The organism is Paenibacillus sp. FSL R7-0128 (assembly GCF_038002245.1).
Classification (GTDB): domain Bacteria; phylum Bacillota; class Bacilli; order Paenibacillales; family Paenibacillaceae; genus Paenibacillus_AQ; species Paenibacillus_AQ silagei.
In genome coordinates this window covers 6,600,776-6,617,935 of record NZ_JBBOCD010000001.1, presented here as the reverse complement: position 1 = coordinate 6,617,935, position 17,160 = coordinate 6,600,776, and the positions used below count along the sequence as shown (strand labels likewise).

Annotated in this window: 19 protein-coding genes; 16 read left to right on the top strand and 3 right to left on the bottom strand. The window is 54.5% G+C overall.

Annotated elements, in window-relative coordinates:
* Positions 1-42 precede the first annotated feature (42 nt).
* Positions 43-2,550, top strand: a complete 2,508-nt coding sequence (locus NST26_RS28085; protein ID WP_340957962.1) for an O-antigen ligase family protein — start codon at positions 43-45, stop codon at positions 2,548-2,550.
* Between the two features lie 129 nt (positions 2,551-2,679).
* Here the strand turns inward: NST26_RS28085 and NST26_RS28080 are convergent, their stop codons facing one another.
* Positions 2,680-3,333, bottom strand: a complete 654-nt coding sequence (locus tag NST26_RS28080) for an SdpI family protein (protein WP_340957964.1) — start codon at positions 3,331-3,333, stop codon at positions 2,680-2,682.
* Between the two features lie 36 nt (positions 3,334-3,369).
* Positions 3,370-3,723 carry an autorepressor SdpR family transcription factor gene (locus NST26_RS28075; RefSeq protein ID WP_340958229.1) on the bottom strand — a complete coding sequence of 118 codons (354 nt, stop codon included), beginning with the start codon at positions 3,721-3,723 and terminating at the stop codon, positions 3,370-3,372.
* 175 nt (positions 3,724-3,898) lie between these two features.
* Between NST26_RS28075 and NST26_RS28070 the strand changes: the two genes are divergently transcribed.
* The 11 genes from NST26_RS28070 (at position 3,899) to NST26_RS28020 (ending at position 9,734) form a co-directional block, all read left to right on the top strand.
* Positions 3,899-4,513, top strand: a complete 615-nt coding sequence (locus tag NST26_RS28070) for a DedA family protein (RefSeq protein ID WP_036726220.1) — start codon at positions 3,899-3,901, stop codon at positions 4,511-4,513.
* Positions 4,510-5,076 carry a thioredoxin family protein gene (locus NST26_RS28065; protein WP_036726219.1) on the top strand — a complete coding sequence of 189 codons (567 nt, stop codon included), beginning with the start codon at positions 4,510-4,512 and terminating at the stop codon, positions 5,074-5,076. The genes NST26_RS28070 and NST26_RS28065 overlap by 4 nt, the downstream gene beginning before the upstream one ends.
* Positions 5,077-5,081: 5 nt before the next feature.
* Complete coding sequence (locus tag NST26_RS28060) at positions 5,082-5,711, top strand: MBL fold metallo-hydrolase (RefSeq protein WP_340957965.1); 630 nt, start codon at positions 5,082-5,084, stop codon at positions 5,709-5,711.
* A gap of 217 nt (positions 5,712-5,928) precedes the next feature.
* Positions 5,929-6,135 (top strand): hypothetical protein, encoded by a 207-nt coding sequence (locus NST26_RS28055; protein WP_036726218.1) that lies wholly within the window; start codon positions 5,929-5,931, stop codon positions 6,133-6,135.
* A 58-nt stretch (positions 6,136-6,193) separates the two neighbouring features.
* Complete coding sequence (gene sigY / locus NST26_RS28050) at positions 6,194-6,736, top strand: RNA polymerase sigma factor SigY (RefSeq protein WP_036726217.1); 543 nt, start codon at positions 6,194-6,196, stop codon at positions 6,734-6,736.
* Entirely contained in the window at positions 6,726-7,046 is a 321-nt protein-coding gene (locus NST26_RS28045; protein ID WP_036726216.1) for a YxlC family protein, read from the top strand. The genes sigY and NST26_RS28045 overlap by 11 nt, the downstream gene beginning before the upstream one ends.
* Positions 7,047-7,048: 2 nt before the next feature.
* Positions 7,049-7,276 carry a hypothetical protein gene (locus tag NST26_RS28040; protein ID WP_036726215.1) on the top strand — a complete coding sequence of 76 codons (228 nt, stop codon included), beginning with the start codon at positions 7,049-7,051 and terminating at the stop codon, positions 7,274-7,276.
* Between the two features lie 40 nt (positions 7,277-7,316).
* On the top strand, positions 7,317-7,508 hold the full coding sequence (locus NST26_RS28035; RefSeq protein WP_036726214.1) for a PLD nuclease N-terminal domain-containing protein: 192 nt from the start codon (positions 7,317-7,319) through the stop codon (positions 7,506-7,508).
* A complete protein-coding gene (locus NST26_RS28030; protein ID WP_340957967.1) occupies positions 7,508-8,422 on the top strand; it encodes an ABC transporter ATP-binding protein in 915 nt (304 codons plus the stop codon). The genes NST26_RS28035 and NST26_RS28030 overlap by 1 nt, the downstream gene beginning before the upstream one ends.
* A complete protein-coding gene (locus NST26_RS28025) occupies positions 8,419-9,192 on the top strand; it encodes an ABC transporter permease subunit (protein ID WP_209879996.1) in 774 nt (257 codons plus the stop codon). The genes NST26_RS28030 and NST26_RS28025 overlap by 4 nt, the downstream gene beginning before the upstream one ends.
* 158 nt (positions 9,193-9,350) lie before the next feature.
* Positions 9,351-9,734, top strand: a complete 384-nt coding sequence (locus tag NST26_RS28020) for a hypothetical protein (protein ID WP_036726210.1) — start codon at positions 9,351-9,353, stop codon at positions 9,732-9,734.
* A 239-nt stretch (positions 9,735-9,973) separates the two neighbouring features.
* Here the strand turns inward: NST26_RS28020 and NST26_RS28015 are convergent, their stop codons facing one another.
* Positions 9,974-10,837, bottom strand: coding sequence for a PocR ligand-binding domain-containing protein (locus NST26_RS28015; RefSeq protein WP_340980363.1), 864 nt, complete (start codon positions 10,835-10,837; stop codon positions 9,974-9,976).
* A 103-nt stretch (positions 10,838-10,940) separates the two neighbouring features.
* On the opposite strand from NST26_RS28015, the gene NST26_RS28010 reads away from it, so the two are divergent.
* The 4 genes from NST26_RS28010 to NST26_RS27995 all read left to right on the top strand — a co-directional run bounded on the left by NST26_RS28010 (position 10,941) and on the right by NST26_RS27995 (position 17,157).
* Positions 10,941-11,900, top strand: coding sequence for an acetylxylan esterase (locus NST26_RS28010; protein ID WP_340980361.1), 960 nt, complete (start codon positions 10,941-10,943; stop codon positions 11,898-11,900).
* A gap of 93 nt (positions 11,901-11,993) precedes the next feature.
* Positions 11,994-13,748, top strand: coding sequence for a sensor histidine kinase (locus NST26_RS28005; protein ID WP_340980360.1), 1,755 nt, complete (start codon positions 11,994-11,996; stop codon positions 13,746-13,748).
* Complete coding sequence (locus NST26_RS28000) at positions 13,745-15,415, top strand: response regulator (protein WP_340980359.1); 1,671 nt, start codon at positions 13,745-13,747, stop codon at positions 15,413-15,415. Before NST26_RS28005 ends, NST26_RS28000 begins: the two co-directional genes overlap by 4 nt.
* Before the next feature lie 98 nt (positions 15,416-15,513).
* The gene (locus NST26_RS27995) at positions 15,514-17,157 is read left to right on the top strand and encodes an extracellular solute-binding protein (protein WP_340980358.1); all 1,644 of its coding nucleotides are present in this window, start codon (positions 15,514-15,516) and stop codon (positions 17,155-17,157) included.
* Positions 17,158-17,160 lie beyond the last annotated feature (3 nt).

The window sequence follows — 17,160 nt, the reverse complement described above, 5'->3', positions numbered from 1 at the left end:
ATGGGCAGACTGTTAAGCATCATGAGCAATAGGAGATTTAGGATGCTGGTGAACAGGTATGGACGGCAAAGTGATTGGTTGGTTACTTTGGTTTGCGGACTGGCGTTAATAGCAGCGGGGTTGGCGGCCTGTGTGCTGAGAGGGTTCTTTTTCACCGGGGAGATGTATGGGTTCCTGACGGTGTGGTTTGGCATGTGCGGAGTGTTGCTGGGATCGGCACTTATCTATATGGCTACTGGTAGAGGGGCCAGGCTTAAGCTGCGTTGGGAAGATCGGAAGTGGTCTGGCAGTTCCTTGATTAGGGCGGAAGTAGAGGAGCAGTCTGAACACAGAGAGAATACACGGGAGTTGGCGGGCAGTAGGAGGAGAGGGAACGAGAGCGGGAGCAGGCTGGTTGTATGGGGGTTGCTTAGCAGTTGTGTGCTCCTCTGTTTCTTGTATGCTATCCATGCACTGGGCAGTCCCGTATCCGCGCAAGGAACGCTGAATGAAATGCTGCGCTCAGGCTTCTACACTAGCTTTGTGACATTCGCTTTGCTGGCGGCGCGAACCCGCCGGGGAGTAACTCTTCTTGCAGCAGTGTGGCATCTGCTTGGAATCACTATTAGTTTGTCGGCCCTTTTGGCGGTCTGCGGAGGTCTGCCGATTCCTTATGCGGTGGCGTATACCCAATCGCCGGGAGTCAGTGCCACTGGTGCCAGGCTGGCCGGGCTGCTTCAGTATCCGAATGCCTTTGGTGCGGTGATGGCGGTGTATCTGCTGGAACGGCTGTTTGCTGCCGCTTATAGCTTCGGGTCTGGAGATTCTGGGAAAGCAGCGGATGGGGAGAAGAACGGTGCGTTTGGAGGCGCGGCTGTAGCCGGAGTAGATAAGGGAGATGCAGGTAGTAGTGCGGTGCGTTCGGCTATCAGGGGAGCGTGTGAGGTAGGTACAGAAGGCGCGGGTGCGGGAAATAATGCGGTGCGTATGGGTGACAGTGGAGCGTGTGAGGTAGGTACAGGAGATGCAGGCATCAATTGGGAGCGGACCGGAACCTGGTCCGCTTTGCACTGGCTAAGAGCGGCGCGCCTGCTGCCGCTCTTCCCGTACGCCGCCGCGCTGCTGCTCAGCGAGTCGCGCGGCGCATGGCTGGCTGCGGCTGCCGCCGGTGTCGCAGCCCTTCTCCTGAAGCGGCAACTGTTCGTGCCGCTTCTAATCACCGGCGCCGCCCCCGTTGCCGCGGCGGCGCTGCTCTACCGCCAGCTGGCCCGCTCCGGGCTGGCGGCAGAGCCCCTGCCCGGCCTGCTGCTGCTGGCCGGGCTTTGGGCCGGCGCGTGGCTAGCCGGCCTATGGCTGCACCGCCGCAGCTGCCGTGCGGCGGGCGGGCACCGCGCCGCCCTGCTGGCGCTGGCGGCGGCGGGCTGGACGGCGGCGGCCAGCGCCGTCCTGCTGCTGGTACGCGCGCGGATCACCGGGCCGTCACCGACGGCCGCCGCGCGCGGACTGTTCTACCGCGACGCCTGGAGGCTCGCGATAGAGGCGCCCTGGCTGGGGCGCGGGGGCGAGACCTGGCGGCATACGTACCTGGCCGCCCAGTCCCGCCCTTACGTGGGCAGCCAGGTGCACAGCGGTTACCTCGACATCCTGCTGAACCTCGGGATGGCGGGTCTGGCTGCGGTCATCCTGCTGCTTCTGGCCGCAGGATGGCTGGTATTCAAGGCGTCACCAAGGCTGCTTCCGCCTCTGCTGGTGATTATTCTGCATAGCGCAGCCGATTTCGACTGGAGCTATGGACTGGTCTGGTTGCTGCTGCTCCTGCTGCCCGCCTGGGCAATTGCCGAAGCAAACAGCCGGACCGCTAGGACGGCTGTCCCTACAGTTCTGCATGACTCCCGTTGGCGGCGCAGCAAGCCGGCTGACCAGCGAAAGAACCGGCTTCGCCGATTATGGAGATACGCAGGCATAACCGTTCTCTGCGGGCTGACCCTTCTATGCAGCAGTCTTTCCTTCCAGGCCATGAAGGGGGCCGCCCTATTCAAGCAGGCGGTCAGGGAGAGTGATCCTGCCGTAAGAATTACGCTGCTGCAGCAATCACTGAGCTGGAACCCGAGAGAGCCGCAGACTGCGGTTGCATTATCGCGGCTGGTTCCACAGAAGCAGGGGGTTGATCTGCTCCTGCGAAGCCTGTCATTCTCTCCGGGGGACGTTGCCCTGCACGGGGAGCTTGCGGCAAGTTCTCTGCGGGGCAGTGATCCTGGAGAAGCGCTATACTGGGTCCGCCGCAGTCAACAGAAGGATCACTTTAATGCTGCCAGAAGGCTTGCTGCTTTAAAAGGAATGCTTGAGATGGGGGAACGCAGCTTGGCAGAGGGAGACAGACGTATAGCGGCGGACAGCGCGGCGGCGGGACTAGAGCTGCTGCGGCAGTACAGCCTGCTGACCGCCAAGGAGCAGGACAGAGGACCGCAGCACAATGACCGCAACTTCATCCTGCTTCCGCAGAGCGAAGGGATCTACTTTCAGTTAACACATTTACAGTCCCAGGCGCTGCTTAGCTCCAACGACAGATAAGACGCACCTCAGAGTGGAATTCGGGGCTTGGTAGCCGCTGGGGTGAACATATCAGCATAATGACCGCAGCTTTACCCTAAGACTGTCCATCACTGGAATCTCTTTTATTAGCCTGCCTCCCGACTAATCTCAGGCTTTAACACTCCGTGAGATCAGCCATGAGTACACAATAGGGAGAATAATCATGATTACCAGAGCAGTGATGATCATGCTGATCGACAGCGTAACGGGCATGAAGGCCGCAAGCGCAATTAGCAGACCGCCGCTCACCCACATCCTCCCGGAGAAGCGGTGGGTTCTCCGCCATACGGCAGGGTCATGCAGCGTCCAGGGCGTGCGGATTCCCGTGAAATAATTATCCCTGATCTGCGGCAGAAAATTCCCGATTACAGCCAGCAGCAGTCCCACACTTACAGTAGCCCACTTCGCGGCGGCGAAATGCTCATCCAGCCCGTAGCTCACCGACAGCACAAGGGCGGCATCACATATGACGGCAATGGTGAGACGGCCCATTTTGTAAGCCCCCTGGAACTTAATATAATTCTCTCCCTTGGGATCAATATTACGTATAAACTGTATCGCCAAAGGAAAAATCAATCCCATAAAAGAGAACAAAGCAATAACCGAACCCTTGCTCCAGTAAGTGTTGACCTTGCCGGTAAGACTGAATTGGGCGGGAAGCAGATCCGGCAGCCTGCCGTAATTCACCAGCGCATAGCCCAGTGAGAGGAACCCGAGAATGACAATAAGCGTATCCTGCCACTTCCATGTGAAATTCTTCATCAATGTTCATCCTCCGTATGTTTAATAGCGTGCGGGTTACTTTTTCCTTTTGGGTCCTGAACCCTTTGAGCCAACATCCGCATGTTCTTCGGGTTGGCTGTCCGTACTGCCCTTGCCTGTACCCGTCAATTCGAGAAACCAGCCAAGCACCTCTTCAAGTACCGTGGAGTCCAGCGAATAGACGATAAATTGCCCGTTACGTTCGTCCTGCACCAGCCCCGCGTGCTTCAGCGCATTGAGGTGGTGAGAGATGCTGGGCTTCGTCATATTAAAAAAATCGGCGATTTCCCCGGCCGTCCGGTCCTTTTCACGCAGCAGCCGGAGAATTTGCCTTCGGGTCGGGTCTGCGAGCGCTTTGAACGATTCGTTCCGTTTCCAGCCTTTGTCAATTGCAGATTTCACTCTTGAATCATAGGAATCCTTCCGCTTCATTTCCCTCAACTAGAAGTCGTAAGCCTGCATATGCTAGAATAGGCTAGGAGAAGCTGGATACATAGAGCGGTTAAGCAGATGGGTTCTGCCAGCAGAATACCAGGCTATTACGCCATACGGGAGGAGACCTGCAGTGCACTTTATATCTGATGTCATTTCACATTTGTTTGAATGGATTCAGTCTCTGGGCTACTTTGGAATTATGATCGGGCTCATGATTGAAGTCATTCCAAGTGAGATTGTCCTGGCTTTTGGCGGCTATTTGGTCTCACAAGGCGATATTAACTTTTTTGGCGCCGTGCTGTTCGGTACCGTCGGGGGAGTGATCGCCCAGATCTTTGTTTATTGGATTGGCCGTTATGGCGGCAGGCCTGTGCTGGAGAAGTACGGCAAGTACATTTTCATCTCCAAAAAGCATATTGACCACTCTGAAGAATGGTTTCAAAAGTATGGAACCGGTGTGATTTTCACCGCCCGCTTTATCCCGGTTGTCCGCCATGCCATATCGGTCCCGGCCGGTATTTCCCGCATGCCGCTGGGCAAATTCACTTTGCTGACAACCCTTGCAGTCATTCCATGGAGCGCGTTGTTTGTCTATCTGGGGTATACGCTTGGAGACAAGTGGGAGACCATTGATGAGGTCGCAGCCAAGTACACTCATGAGATTCTTCTTGGCGCTATTGCGGTAATTATTCTGTATTTCCTGTTCAAGTGGTACAAATCCAAAAAGAAGGGTAGTGCAGTATGAAGCAGAATGTTGCATCCAAATTTGGCCAAGGCCTGACTCCGCGCCAGTTCGTGGAAGCCATGACGAAGAACCAGCAGGCTTTTGAATCCTGGTACGAGAAGTTCACCTGGGAAGACGAGAGTGACCGCGAATATTTTGAGAGCCTGAATCACCGTGATGATCTGCGTGTGCTGATTCTGGCTGCGGACTGGTGCGGAGATGTGGTCCGCAATGTCCCGGTGGTCTTCCGAATTCTGGAGACTGCGGGTATCAAGACGGAAGTGCTGATTCTCGAAGAGAACCAGGACCTGATGGACAACTTCCTGACCATGGGCGGCCGTTCCGTTCCCATCGTGATTTTTGCGGACACCGGAGGTTATGTACTGGGGCAGTGGGGACCGCGTCCGGAGCATGTCCAGACCCTGATGAGAGAATTCAAACGGGAGAACCCGGACCGCGAAGCAGCGGACTATGACAGCAAAATTACCGAAGTGCGCAAAGCAATGGGGCAAGCCTACGGAGAAGGAACGGAATCACACGCAGTTATCGCCAAAGAGCTGCGCAGTCTGATCTCCGGATTCTAATGCCGATGCTTAATATTCGTTCTTATAATCTGGGGGCACTCCAGACCAATGCCTACCTTCTGACGGGGGCAGACCCTAAGCGCGGTGTCATCATTGATCCGGGTGCTAATCCTGCGGGTCTGCTCCGCGGCGCTGAGGGAATGGAGATTGAAGCGATTCTGCTGACGCATGCCCATTTCGACCATATTGCCGGGCTGGACGAGGTCCGCAAAGCGAAGAAGTGCCCGGTCTATATCCATCCGCTGGAGAGTGAGTGGCTGGGCAGCCCGAAGCTGAACGGCTCCTTGATGTGGCCTGATACCACACCTCCCGTCAGCACAGATCCGGCAGAATACGATCTGGCGGGAGGCCAGATTCTGAAGCTGCTAGGCCTTTCTTTCCGGGTGCTGCATACGCCGGGACATTCACCGGGAAGCGTCAGCTTCCTGTGCGGGAATGATTTGTTCGCCGGTGATGTCTTGTTCAAAATGGGAGTGGGACGTACCGATCTTCCGGGCGGCAGAGAACGGGATCTGATTGACTCGATCCGCGGCAAGCTCTACCGGCTGGATGAGGAAGTGAGAGTGTTTCCCGGACATGGTCCGCGAACCTCAATCGGCTATGAAAAGCTTCACAACCCTTATGTCCCGATGTAAGAGGACGCCAAAGCCGTTTCCGTTTGCCGTGTAACGACATCTTTTGGCCGGATTTGACACAAACCGGGAAATTAGAGGTAGACAAGCCGGGGCCAGATTGTTACAATATGGTTAATTAAATGTAACATTTACCTCGCGAAGCACGCAGACTGTGGAATAATCCCGGTTTGCGTTCTTTTTTTTGCCTATAGAGATGAATTTTATTGGGGGAAGCAGAATGAAGGATAATATGCATTGCCAGTTGGATTACGGGGAATTAGAAGCGAAAGATTCATTGATAGCGGAGCGGAATGAAGTGAATGATCTGGCCGGGAAGAGTGATACTAAGTATACGCTGTTCTGGAGCTTTCCCGGAGGCAAGGGGGCTATTCAGCCATGGAGACGCAGACTGTGGGAGCTGCAGAATAATTCTGACTCGGAATGAACGATAACTATTACATAGACGTATTACAGGTGTGACAGAAGAGATAAGGGGAGGGGCTATGGGCGACAGGACGCTGGAGATCATCAGTCAGGCACAGCAGGGTGACGCTGCTGCACTGGCCGTGCTGCTGCGGGAGCATTATCCCTTCCTGTACAAGTATCTGATCAAAGCGACACTTGACCCTTTGCTTGCGGAAGAGATTGCTCAGGACACAATGGTCAGATGCATGGAGAAGATCGGGACTTATAATGGGACCTCGGCATTCTCTTCTTGGCTGATTACCATTGGCAGCCGGTTGTACATTGACCGTAAGCGGCGCTGGAGCCGGGAGGCACAGTGGCGGGAAGGGCAGATGCAAGAGCAGGGGAACCGCAGTTTACGCTGGAGCTTTGAGAGCCGGAATATGGAGTGGAGTGAAGTGCTCGACGCCTTGTCGCGTCTATCCTCTGCGCACAGAATGGCTGTGCTGCTGAAGCATTATTACGGATACAGCTACGATGAGATCGGGGAGATGCTGGAGATCCCTTCCGGAACGGTCAAATCACGGGTAGCTGCCGGACTGGTTCAACTGCGAAAGGAGCTGAATGAGGATGAGGTTTAAGAGTGACGAGGAGCTGCTGGGTAAGCTGTCCGCAGAGCTGGATCACCTGGATATGCTGTATGCCGATGTTACTCCACCCTCCTTGCCGGAGCTGGAGCATCTAATTGCCGGGGAAGCTGTCCGACGGAGGAAGCGGCGCCGTAAGGAACTGCTGCTATTCATTCTAGTGGCTCTTGTGCTGGTTACCATAGTGATTTCTATTCTAAGTACGGCGCCGGTGCTGTATTGGAGTCTGCAGGCAGTGTTCATCCTGAGCGCACTTGGCAGCTTGGGAGCAGTGCGGATCAGACACGGGCGGGAGGAATCATAAGCGTGAAGGAACTGCAGGAGATACCTATTTGGCTTTGGATGCTTATTGCAGCCGTACTGCTGCTGCAGGGAACCTGGCTGTTCCGCGATGCCAGGGACAGAGGTCAGGGGAGGAAGGCCTGGTTCTGGGGGATCTGGGGGCTTACCTGGGTGCCGACACCGGCAGTGTGTTACCTGCTGTTTGTAGTTCTTCCAGATAGGCGCAAACGGAAGGCCGGAAGGAACCGCTGAGACAATAGTCCATTGTTTGGGAGATAAGGGGGATACCTTTATGAAGGATTTGAATTGGGGATTGATTGGGCCGCTGCTTGCACTGCAGGTAGTGCTGGCAATAATCGGTCTGATTTCATTGAGCAAGACAGAGCAAGTACGCGGACCGAAATGGATGTGGGTTCTGTTCTTGATTTTTGGCAACCTGCTGGGCAGCGTGGCTTACTTCACTCTGGGAAGGAAAGAATTCTGATGCCGCTGCTTGAGGTCAAGGATCTTCACAAGAGCTTTAAGGGGCATCCCTCGGTGAACGGCATCAGCTTTGGAATTGAAGCAGGACGCTGTGTCGCGCTGCTCGGACCCAATGGAGCCGGGAAGACTACAACGCTGCGTATGCTTGCCGGTCTTCTGACGCAGTCTGCCGGATCGATCACTTTTGGCGGGAGCTCTCCGGGGACGGATTACCGTCAGTATTTGGGTTATCTCCCCCAAGCCCCGGCTTTTTACAACTGGATGAGCGGTCACGAATACATCTTATTTGCCGCCAGGATGAGCGGCATGAATGCACGGGAGGCTGCGGCGGCATCGGGCGCTGTGCTGGAGCGTGTGGGACTAGGCTCTGCGGCACGGCGACGGATTGGCGGTTATTCCGGGGGAATGAAGCAGCGCCTCGGGCTGGGCCAGGCCCTGGTACACCGACCGCGCCTGCTTTTGCTGGATGAGCCTGTCTCCGCGCTTGATCCTATCGGACGCCGGGAAGTCATGGAGCTGCTCAGGGACATCCGGGAGGAGACAACTGTTATTTTCTCCACGCATGTGCTGCATGATGCGGAAGAGATATGCGATGATGTCGTATTGATGAACAAGGGGACTATAGCCGTTCAAGGAACCTTGTCCAGTCTCCGCGCAGAGTACAGTCTGCCGGTAATCCGGCTCACTACAGGGAAAGAAGATTCGGCTATCCGCTGGCTTGAAGCGCTTAGACACAAGGATTTTATTGAAGAAGCGCTAATTTCGGATGGCAAGGCCGTGTTCAACGTCACAGATGTAGCACTCGCCCGCCGGACGCTCTTGCAGGAAGCTGTGGAGCTGAATATTTCGCTGCTGCAATTTGAAGCAGGCTCATCGACACTGGAGGACCTGTTCATGAAGGTGGTGGGAACATGAGGAGACTTTGGGCTCTATATTTGAAGGAGATGCTGGAGAGTGTGCGCAGCTATAAGCTGATTTGGATTCCGGTGGTGTTTATTGTTCTGGGAATTATGCAGCCGCTGGTCAGCTTTTATATGGCGGATATCCTGGCGTTCTCTTCCAATGTCCCGGCTGGATTGATGGAGAATATGGAGAGACCGGCCGCGTCTTCTGTAATGGCTCAGGCCCTGGGCCAGTATGGAACAATTGGGATGCTGATTCTGGTGCTGGGAACGATGAACAGCCTGGCAGGTGAGCGCAGCAGCGGTACCTCTGAACTGTTAATGGCGAAGCCGGTCTCCTCTATATCCGTTGTTGCAGCCAAATGGACCGCGAACTTCACAGTGCTGGTTATTGCCATTGGGCTGGGGGCAGCGGGAGCGGCTTATTATACAGTACAGCTTATGGGGGCTTTATCCTGGCGGGATGTGATTGCAGCGTCCGGACTGTATGCGCTGTGGCTGCTCTGTGCGGTGTCGCTTACGCTGCTCTTCAGTGCATGGCTGCGCGGGCCTGCTGCTGCCGGTCTATCTCTCCTGCTGGCAGCGGTCATGAGCCTCGTCCATGGCCTGTTGCCGGTTAAGCTGAACTGGATGCCTGCTTCTCTGCCGGGAATGTCTGCCGGTGTGCTTGCAGATGGAGGCACCGGAGTGAGCTTGGCACCGATTGTCTCCGCAGTGCTCCTGATTATTATTTGTATTGCCGGTGCCTCACTGATGGCTGGAAGAAATAAATTGCCAGTTTAGCAAGCTTTGCAATAAGTAAGCGATCTTTCATGAATTTTCAGAGTGTTTTCTGCGGAAATTCATCCTACCATCATCCTGCTGCTGGACAGCTCTATCTTTTTTTAGTAGACTGTTGAAACAAGCAGATCCATGATAGATTTTGGTCAGGAGGTAGGATGATGCTGCGTTTAGGAGAGAAGATTGTCATTGTCGCAGACGCTTTTGAGCAGAGTCTTCCTATCGGAGACTATGGCTACCTGATTGCTTACGACCGCAATCCTGATAATGCGTTTGATTATGTCATTCGTGTTCCCGAAGCTAACCGGAATTTCTATGTTACGGCAGAGGATATTGAGGCCGAGGAGCAATTGCTGGTAGCAGAAGCCGAGCGAGCCACGCACGAAGCGCTGATAGATTATGCATTGTCAACGTACAATGAGAAGCTGTTCCATCACCTGATGAACGGCGAAGAAGTTGAAGTGGAAGAGATAGAGACAACATCCCAAGAAAGTTTGTCCCAGGCGGATTTCATCAAGCAGGTGAATCTTCGCGCTTGGATTTAAGTAAGGGCCGGCGAATGCCGGCTTTTTTTTGTCTTGTGATAAGATAGGCACGCCGCCTATAATCCACACCCTTGAAACAAAATGACTATTAATTCAAACGATTATTACTATTTTGGTCCAGGGACCGGATGATAAGATCAGCACAGAGCAGGGCAGAATTGCTAGAAGCCGGGGGTGATAACAGAGGCTAGTGACGGTAGCTGCCACCTCTGATGTATACGCTTCCAATTCGGGTGCGATCAGAACCGGTCCAGAGTGCGTCCTTGTAAAGTGTTTTCTTTGCGGTAGACGCTGGGCAATGTGCCGGTGACCCTTTTGAAGGCTTTGGTAAAGTAATTATAATCGGGAATGCCGACTTGCTCCGCAATTTCGTAAATCGGACTATCGGTGTCACCCAGCAGCCTTTTGGCCATTTGGATACGGAGGCTACGGATATATTCCGCAATGCCCATGCCAAAGTTCTGCTCCGAGAGCTTGTAGAGATGGGATTTGCTGATGCTGAATGCTTTGCACAGAACGGGAACGGACAGCGGTTCCTGGATATGCTCTGTAATATAACCGTCGATCTTTTGTGCCAGCGTATCCTCCTTCAGCACCAGCATCCGGGATAGATACAGGTAGCTGGCGCTCATCTCCATGGTTTTGGCGTAAGCATCAATGACTTCCTTGGAGATGTATTTTTTGCGCTGGAAGGCGCTGTATAGTTTATTCATATCCACATTATAGGGCCTTATATTCTCGCAGACCTTCTCCCATAACTCATCGCGGGACCCGGTCTGCAGCAATTGGCCGAACATAATATATCCGATGACCTGATTGTCCGTTTGAATAGGAACCACCGTTTCGGTAAGTCCGGCATGACACTGATAGGTGTAAAGGGTTTTCTCCTTTTTCACTTGGGTGCAGGCTGCCTGGTCACAGAGGATGCACTGGGCCTCCGCGCGCGGATCACTGCGGATGATATGACAATATGTCGAATGACGGGTAGGGTATGCGGCCAGCTCAGTGAAGGAATTGTCGAAAATCACGGTGCGGATACCGGTCAATGTATAGAAATTGCGCAGCAATTCCTTGACTTCGGGCAGGTTGAACAACAAGCTCATGGTGCGGCCTCCTCTTCTTCCGGGTTGTTTCTTTCGTTGCTGGCAACATTGTACTGTATTTGATATAGGACACACAAACAAAGAGTGACGGAGGTGCTTTTTAATGCCGCTAATTGATATGCCGCTAGAGCAATTATTAACGTATGAGGGACGGAATCCCCGTCCGGCCAACTTCGAGGCTTATTGGGATCAGGCACTGCAAGAGATGAGAAATACGGATGCCTGCGTTGAACTGGTGAGGAGCGAATTTCAGGTTCCATTCGCCGAATGCTTCCATTTGTATTTCACGGGGACAGGCGGAGCGCGTATCCATGCGAAGCTGATCAAGCCGAAGCATGTTGCCGGTCCGCACCCCGCGGTCGTGCAGTTCCATGGGTACGCCCACCATTCGGATGACTGGGCCGACAAGCTGATCTATGCTTCCTTGGGCTTTACTATAGCCACATTGGATTGCAGAGGCCAGGGAGGACTGTCCGAAGATGTTGGCGGGGTCAAAGGAACCACACATAAAGGGCATCTGATTCGCGGACTGGATGATGCGCCCGAACGGCTGCTGTTCCGGCAGATCTATCTTGATGCGGCACAGCTCGCCGGAATTGTAATGGACATGCCGGAAGTGGATACCGCCCGCGTCGGTGCAATCGGCGGATCGCAGGGAGGGGGGCTGGCGCTGGTCTGTGCGGCGCTTGAGCCGCGGATCAACCGGGCTGCACCCAGTGTTCCGTTCCTGTGTGATTATAAACGGGTATGGGAAATGGACCTGGCCCGAGATGCCTACGAGGAACTGCGGACGTTTTTCCGTCACCGCGATCCCCAGCACCTGCGGGAGAATGAGATTTTTGAACGGCTCGGCTATATTGATGTTCAACACCTGGCGGACCGGATCAGCGGGAAGGTGATGATGGGGGTAGGATTGCTGGATACGGTGTGTCCGCCTTCGACGCAATTTGCCGCCTATAACCGACTCCGCTGCGACAAAAAACTGGAGATCTATCCCGATTTCATTCATGAACGGCTGCCGGGCTTTGAGGACAAAACCATACAATTTCTGCTTGAAATGTGAGAGGCTAACCGCCTCTCTTTATTATTGTTTAAGGGCCTGCTGCAGAGGTATGATGGGACTACAGGGGAGGCTTTTGGAAGGAGAGAGATGCTGTTGATCAGATTTATGAGAACGCTTTCAATTTATCCCAAACTTGTTATGGCTTTCTTGCTTGTCATTATTCCGCTCTACCTGTGGGGCCTGGTCATGAATCAATCCGGACAGGAGGTTGTCCAGAAGCAAATCTCGGAATCCATGGCCAGCCGTGTCCACTTCTATCTGACTTCGCTGGAGACAGAGCTGACACGGCTGACGCGGCTGAAGCTGGAGTATGTCAATGACGATGATTTGCTCTTGCTGGCGACGGTTCCTAACCAGTTGAACGACTATGAACGGACCCGCGCCTTATTATCCGCCAAGAGTAAATTGTATTTGCTCAAAAGCTCCAGCCCGTTCGTGGAGAACGTTAAGCTGTATATTCCTTCCCTGGACCGAAGCATCAATGCCAACAATTTCGACAGTGCGATGCCGCCTGAAGAACTGGAGGGCATTCTGAACCCGGCCCACATGAAATCACCGATCTTCGGCATGGGTGAGAAGCTGCTAATGAGTGGCGTCTATCCCGATGCGGTGTACGCCGGCCGGCCGCCTGTGCTGGCCATCGAAATTCAGCTGTCACGCCCGGAGATTCTCCGCTCACTCTCCAGCATGGCCGAGGGGGAGGGCGGCGGAGCTCTATGGATGGACACCGGCGGCCAGTGGCAGATTGCCTCCGGTGTGGAGGACTCGCTGCTGGCTGCGTTCGGGGAAGCTCTCCGCGGGGAGTTGCTCAACGACAGCGGCGAGTCCGGCCAATACCGGCTGGAGTCGGCAGGCATTGACTATTTTGGAGCCAGTGAATTTTCACCGCTGCTGGGGACGACTTTGGCCGTGTTTGTCCCTGCGGAGACGGTGCTGGAGCCGCTGAACAAGCATCGCAACTGGATTTGGGGAGAGTCGCTGGTCGCTTTGCTGCTCGCCGTAGTGTTCTCTTACTGGATATACAGGTTTATTCATAAGCCGATGAGGCGGCTGATTACTTCCTTCCGGAGAGTGGAGATGGGTGATCTGAGTGTCAGGCTCTATCACGGCAATCAGGATGAATTCAATTATGTATATAACCACTTCAATCATATGCTGGAGCGGATTCAGGAGTTGATTCATGAGGTGTATGAGCAGCAGATCAGATCCCAGCAATCTGAGCTTAAGCAATTGCAATCGCAGATTAACCCCCATTTTTTCTACAACACCTTCTTCATTCTGCAGGGTCTCGTTCGTATGAGGGAACATGAAGTAGCCGAGCGGATGCTTCACCACCTCAGCGGCTATTTTCAGTTTATTACACGTAGTGGAGCAGAGCAGGTCAGTCTGCTTGCAGAGATGAAGCACGCATGGTCTTATGTGGAGATTCAGAATATACGTTTCGCCGGTACGGTCACAGCCGAACTGGAGCCCATACCGCAGGGGTGGGAGGCTTCCATGGTGCCTCGGCTCATTGTCCAGCCATTAATTGAGAATGCGTATGCCCACGGGCTGGAGAACAAGCTGGCAGAAGGGATGCTGCGGGTAACCTTCCGGGAGGAAGGGGCGGATCGGCTTGTCATCGGGGTGGAAGACAACGGCGAATCGCTGGACGATGAACAGCTGAATGCGCTGCGCAGAACGCTGGATCTTGCTGAAGAAGCTATGGAGACGACAGGAATCCTGAACGTGCACCGCCGGCTTCAGTTGAACTATGGTCCGGCGTTCGGAATTGAGGTGTCACGCAGCGGGCTAGGCGGATTGAAGGTGCTGCTGATGATAAGACGGGAAGAAGGGAGACAGCCATGATCAGACTGCTGATTGTCGATAATGAACGGTGGATTGTACGGAACCTGCTTGATCTGTTCGGGCATTGGGACAAGCTGGAGCTGGAGGTATACGGTGCGTATTCCGCTGCGGAGGCACTGGAGCAGCTCGGAAAGATGAAGTTCGATATTGTATTGTCCGATATCCGTATGCCGGGAATGGACGGGCTTGAGCTGCAGCAGGAAATCAGACGTCACTGGCCGTGGTGCAAAATTATTTTTTTGAGCGGATATAACGAATTTGATTATATACAGCAAGTCATGCGCGGCGGCGGGGTGGACTACCTGTTAAAGACAGAAGGCGAGGAAGCGATTCTTCACGCTGTGGAGCAGGCCGCTGCGCAATTGGATGCGGCGGTGGAAGCAGAGGAGCTGATTGAGCGCGCGCACCGGCAGCTACAGCTTGTCCGTCCGCTGCTGCTGGGTGATTATTTGCTGGAGCTGATGCAGGGGGATAGCACGGGCGTAAGCCAGCTTGCACATAAATTCCAGGAGCTGGAATGCCCACTGGATGCTGCCCGCGGCGTACTGCTCACCATCGGGCGTGTGGACGATTGGCGGGACGAGCTTAGTGTAGCAGACAGGGAGCTGATGCTGTACGCTATCCGGAATATTGCCGAAGAATATTGGCTCCCCTCCGTGCGCTGCCTCAGTCTGCGTTATGAGAAGAACAAGCTGCTATGGCTGCTGCAGCCTATGGCAGACGCTCCGGAGGACAGGGCGCGGGCGCTCCGGTTCATCCATGGGACGCTTGAGACGATCGCCATGAGCTGCAAGCGGCTGCTGAAGCTGCGGCTGTCGTTCTCGGCCGGTGCAGCGTTTCGCCCCTGGGAGGAGGCGCCCCGGCAGTTCAGCACCCTGAAGGCGCTGCTGGGACGGGGACTTGGCATGGGCAAGGAGCTTGTCCTGATCGAACAGCGCAAGGAAGCCGGAGAAGAGGCGCAGCAGGCAGAGCTGCACAATCATGAAGTTAGCAGCCAATTGGGGAAGCTGGGAGCCATGGCGGCTTATTTGGACAACGGACAGCAGGAGCATTTTTTTCTCGAATTCGGCAAGCTGGCAGCGTTGGCCTCCCCTGCGCGCGGCACCGACAGCCGGCTGAAGCTGGAGATCTACTATTCGCTCATGTGTTTGTTGCTGTCTTATATGAACCGCTGGGAACTGCATGAGGTCATCGGAGAGTCCATGGATTTGGACAAGCTTACAAGATATGAGGCCCACCCTTCCTGGGAGAGCGCGGAAGATTATTTGTCGGCGCTGGCCATGCAGCTGTTTGAACAAAAGCAGGATGACCAGGTTTACCGCGAGCATGATTTGATTACCCGCGTCCGGTTGTACGTGGAGCATCATTTGGCCGGCGATCTGTCACTGACCCGGATCGGTGATGTCGTCGGCTACAATCCGTATTACTTGACCCGGTTGTATAAGCGTTTAACGGGCCAGTCGTTGCCGGATTACGTGGCTTCCTCCCGGTTGGCTGAAGCCCGGAAGCTGCTGGAGGGCGGCAGTCTGATTGTGCAGGACATTTCGAAAGCGGTCGGCTTTATGACGGAGCAATCGTTCTACCGCTTTTTCAAGAAGGAGAGCGGCATTACTCCCCAGGAATACAGAGAGCGGCATACCTTATCCAAATCGGATAATCAAAAGTGAAAATCGGCGAGTAGAGGGGCCAGGGGAAGCGAGCCTATAATAATGCTAAATAAGGCGAACTTTCACGAAGCTCCTCCAAGATTGAAGGGGGATAAGAAGTGAAGGGAAAGAGATTGGCAGTCTTGACGTCTTACGGAATCGTTCTGTCGCTGCTGCTGAGCGCGAGCAGTCCCGGAACGGGCATAATTCTGAACTCTGCGGAACATGAAGTCTACCCGTTTGGAAAATACGATCCGCCGATTCAGCTTCATATCGCTCGTCCGGTCGATCAGACCTGGACGTATCCCGGCGGTGACAGCATTGAAGATAATATCTGGTACCGGGAGTACCGCAGCCTGCTGGGCATCGAAATTGAACACGATTGGACCGCCCTGCCGGGCGAGTACAGCCGTAAGCTGAATGTCCTGATCGCATTGGGCAGTCTGCCGGAGATGTTCTCCGTCTCGGCAGGCCAGCTCAAACAGCTGGCGGATGCGGATCAATTGGAAGATCTGACGGCGGTATATGAGCGCTTCGCTTCCGGCCGCACCAAAAAACTGCAGCTGGGAGACGGCGGTGCGGCCTTGGCTTCCGCCACGTTCAACGGCAAACTGCTGGCCATTCCCATCGTCAATGCTCCGATCTACGAAGCCAATCTGCTGTGGGTGCGTACGGACTGGCTGGACAAATTGGGTCTGCCTGAGCCCAAAACGCTGGAGGAGGTGTTTGCGATTGCTGATGCATTTACGGGGCAAGATCCCGACGGCAACAACCGGCAGGATACCTTTGGCCTGGCCATTAATAATTACCTGTATGGCGGCATTGCTTCGGTTACCGGATTCTTCAATGCGTATCACGCCTATCCGCAGACCTGGATCAAGGACGGGAACGGTCAAGTGATGTACGGTTCCATTCAGCCGGAGATGAAGCGTGCGCTGGGCAAGCTTCAGGAGATGTACAGGAGCGGGCAGCTGGACCGGGAATTCGGTGTCAAGGACAGCGACCAGGTGGTGGAGGATATCTCCGCGAACAAGCTCGGCATGACGTTCGGCGCTAACTGGAATCCCTATGTATTCCTGGATGCGGTACGGCAAAACCCCGGAATGGAGTGGAAGCCGTATGCAGTACCTTCGGTGGATGGCGTGCCGGCCAAGGCCAGCGTAGGCTTCTCGGCCAGCGGATATGTCGTAGTGCGCAAAGGCTATCAGCACCCGGAGGCTGTAGTGAAAATGCTGAACCTGCATGAAGAGGTGGTTCACGGCGCAAGACGCGGCGAAGGCGAATTCATTACCGTGGAAGAAGCCGGCGGACGGATCAATACCTCCAGGCTGTCCTTTGTCCAATCTGGCGTATCCAACGAAGATGTGGCAGAGTCGTTGTCGTTACTGCGCGAGGCCATCAGGAACAAGGATGGAAGCCTGCTGAAGGATGCGCTCACCGAAACCGACAAATACGGGCCGACTCTTGATTACCTGACAACCGGGAATATGGACAATTGGGCCGTTGCCCATCAATACTTCGGGTTCGAGACGACCATGGACCACTATAGCGGCGACCGGCTGCTGATGACTGCCTTCGGCGGACAGACCCCTACGATGACAGAGAAGTGGGCCATGCTGGACAGACTCGAGAAAGAAACCTTCACCAAAATTATTATGGGGGCGGTTTCCATTGATGAATTCGATAGATTCGTAAAGGATTGGAACCGGCTTGGCGGTAAGGCGATCCTGGAAGAAATTAATGAACCGTATGGAGGAGAGTGAACG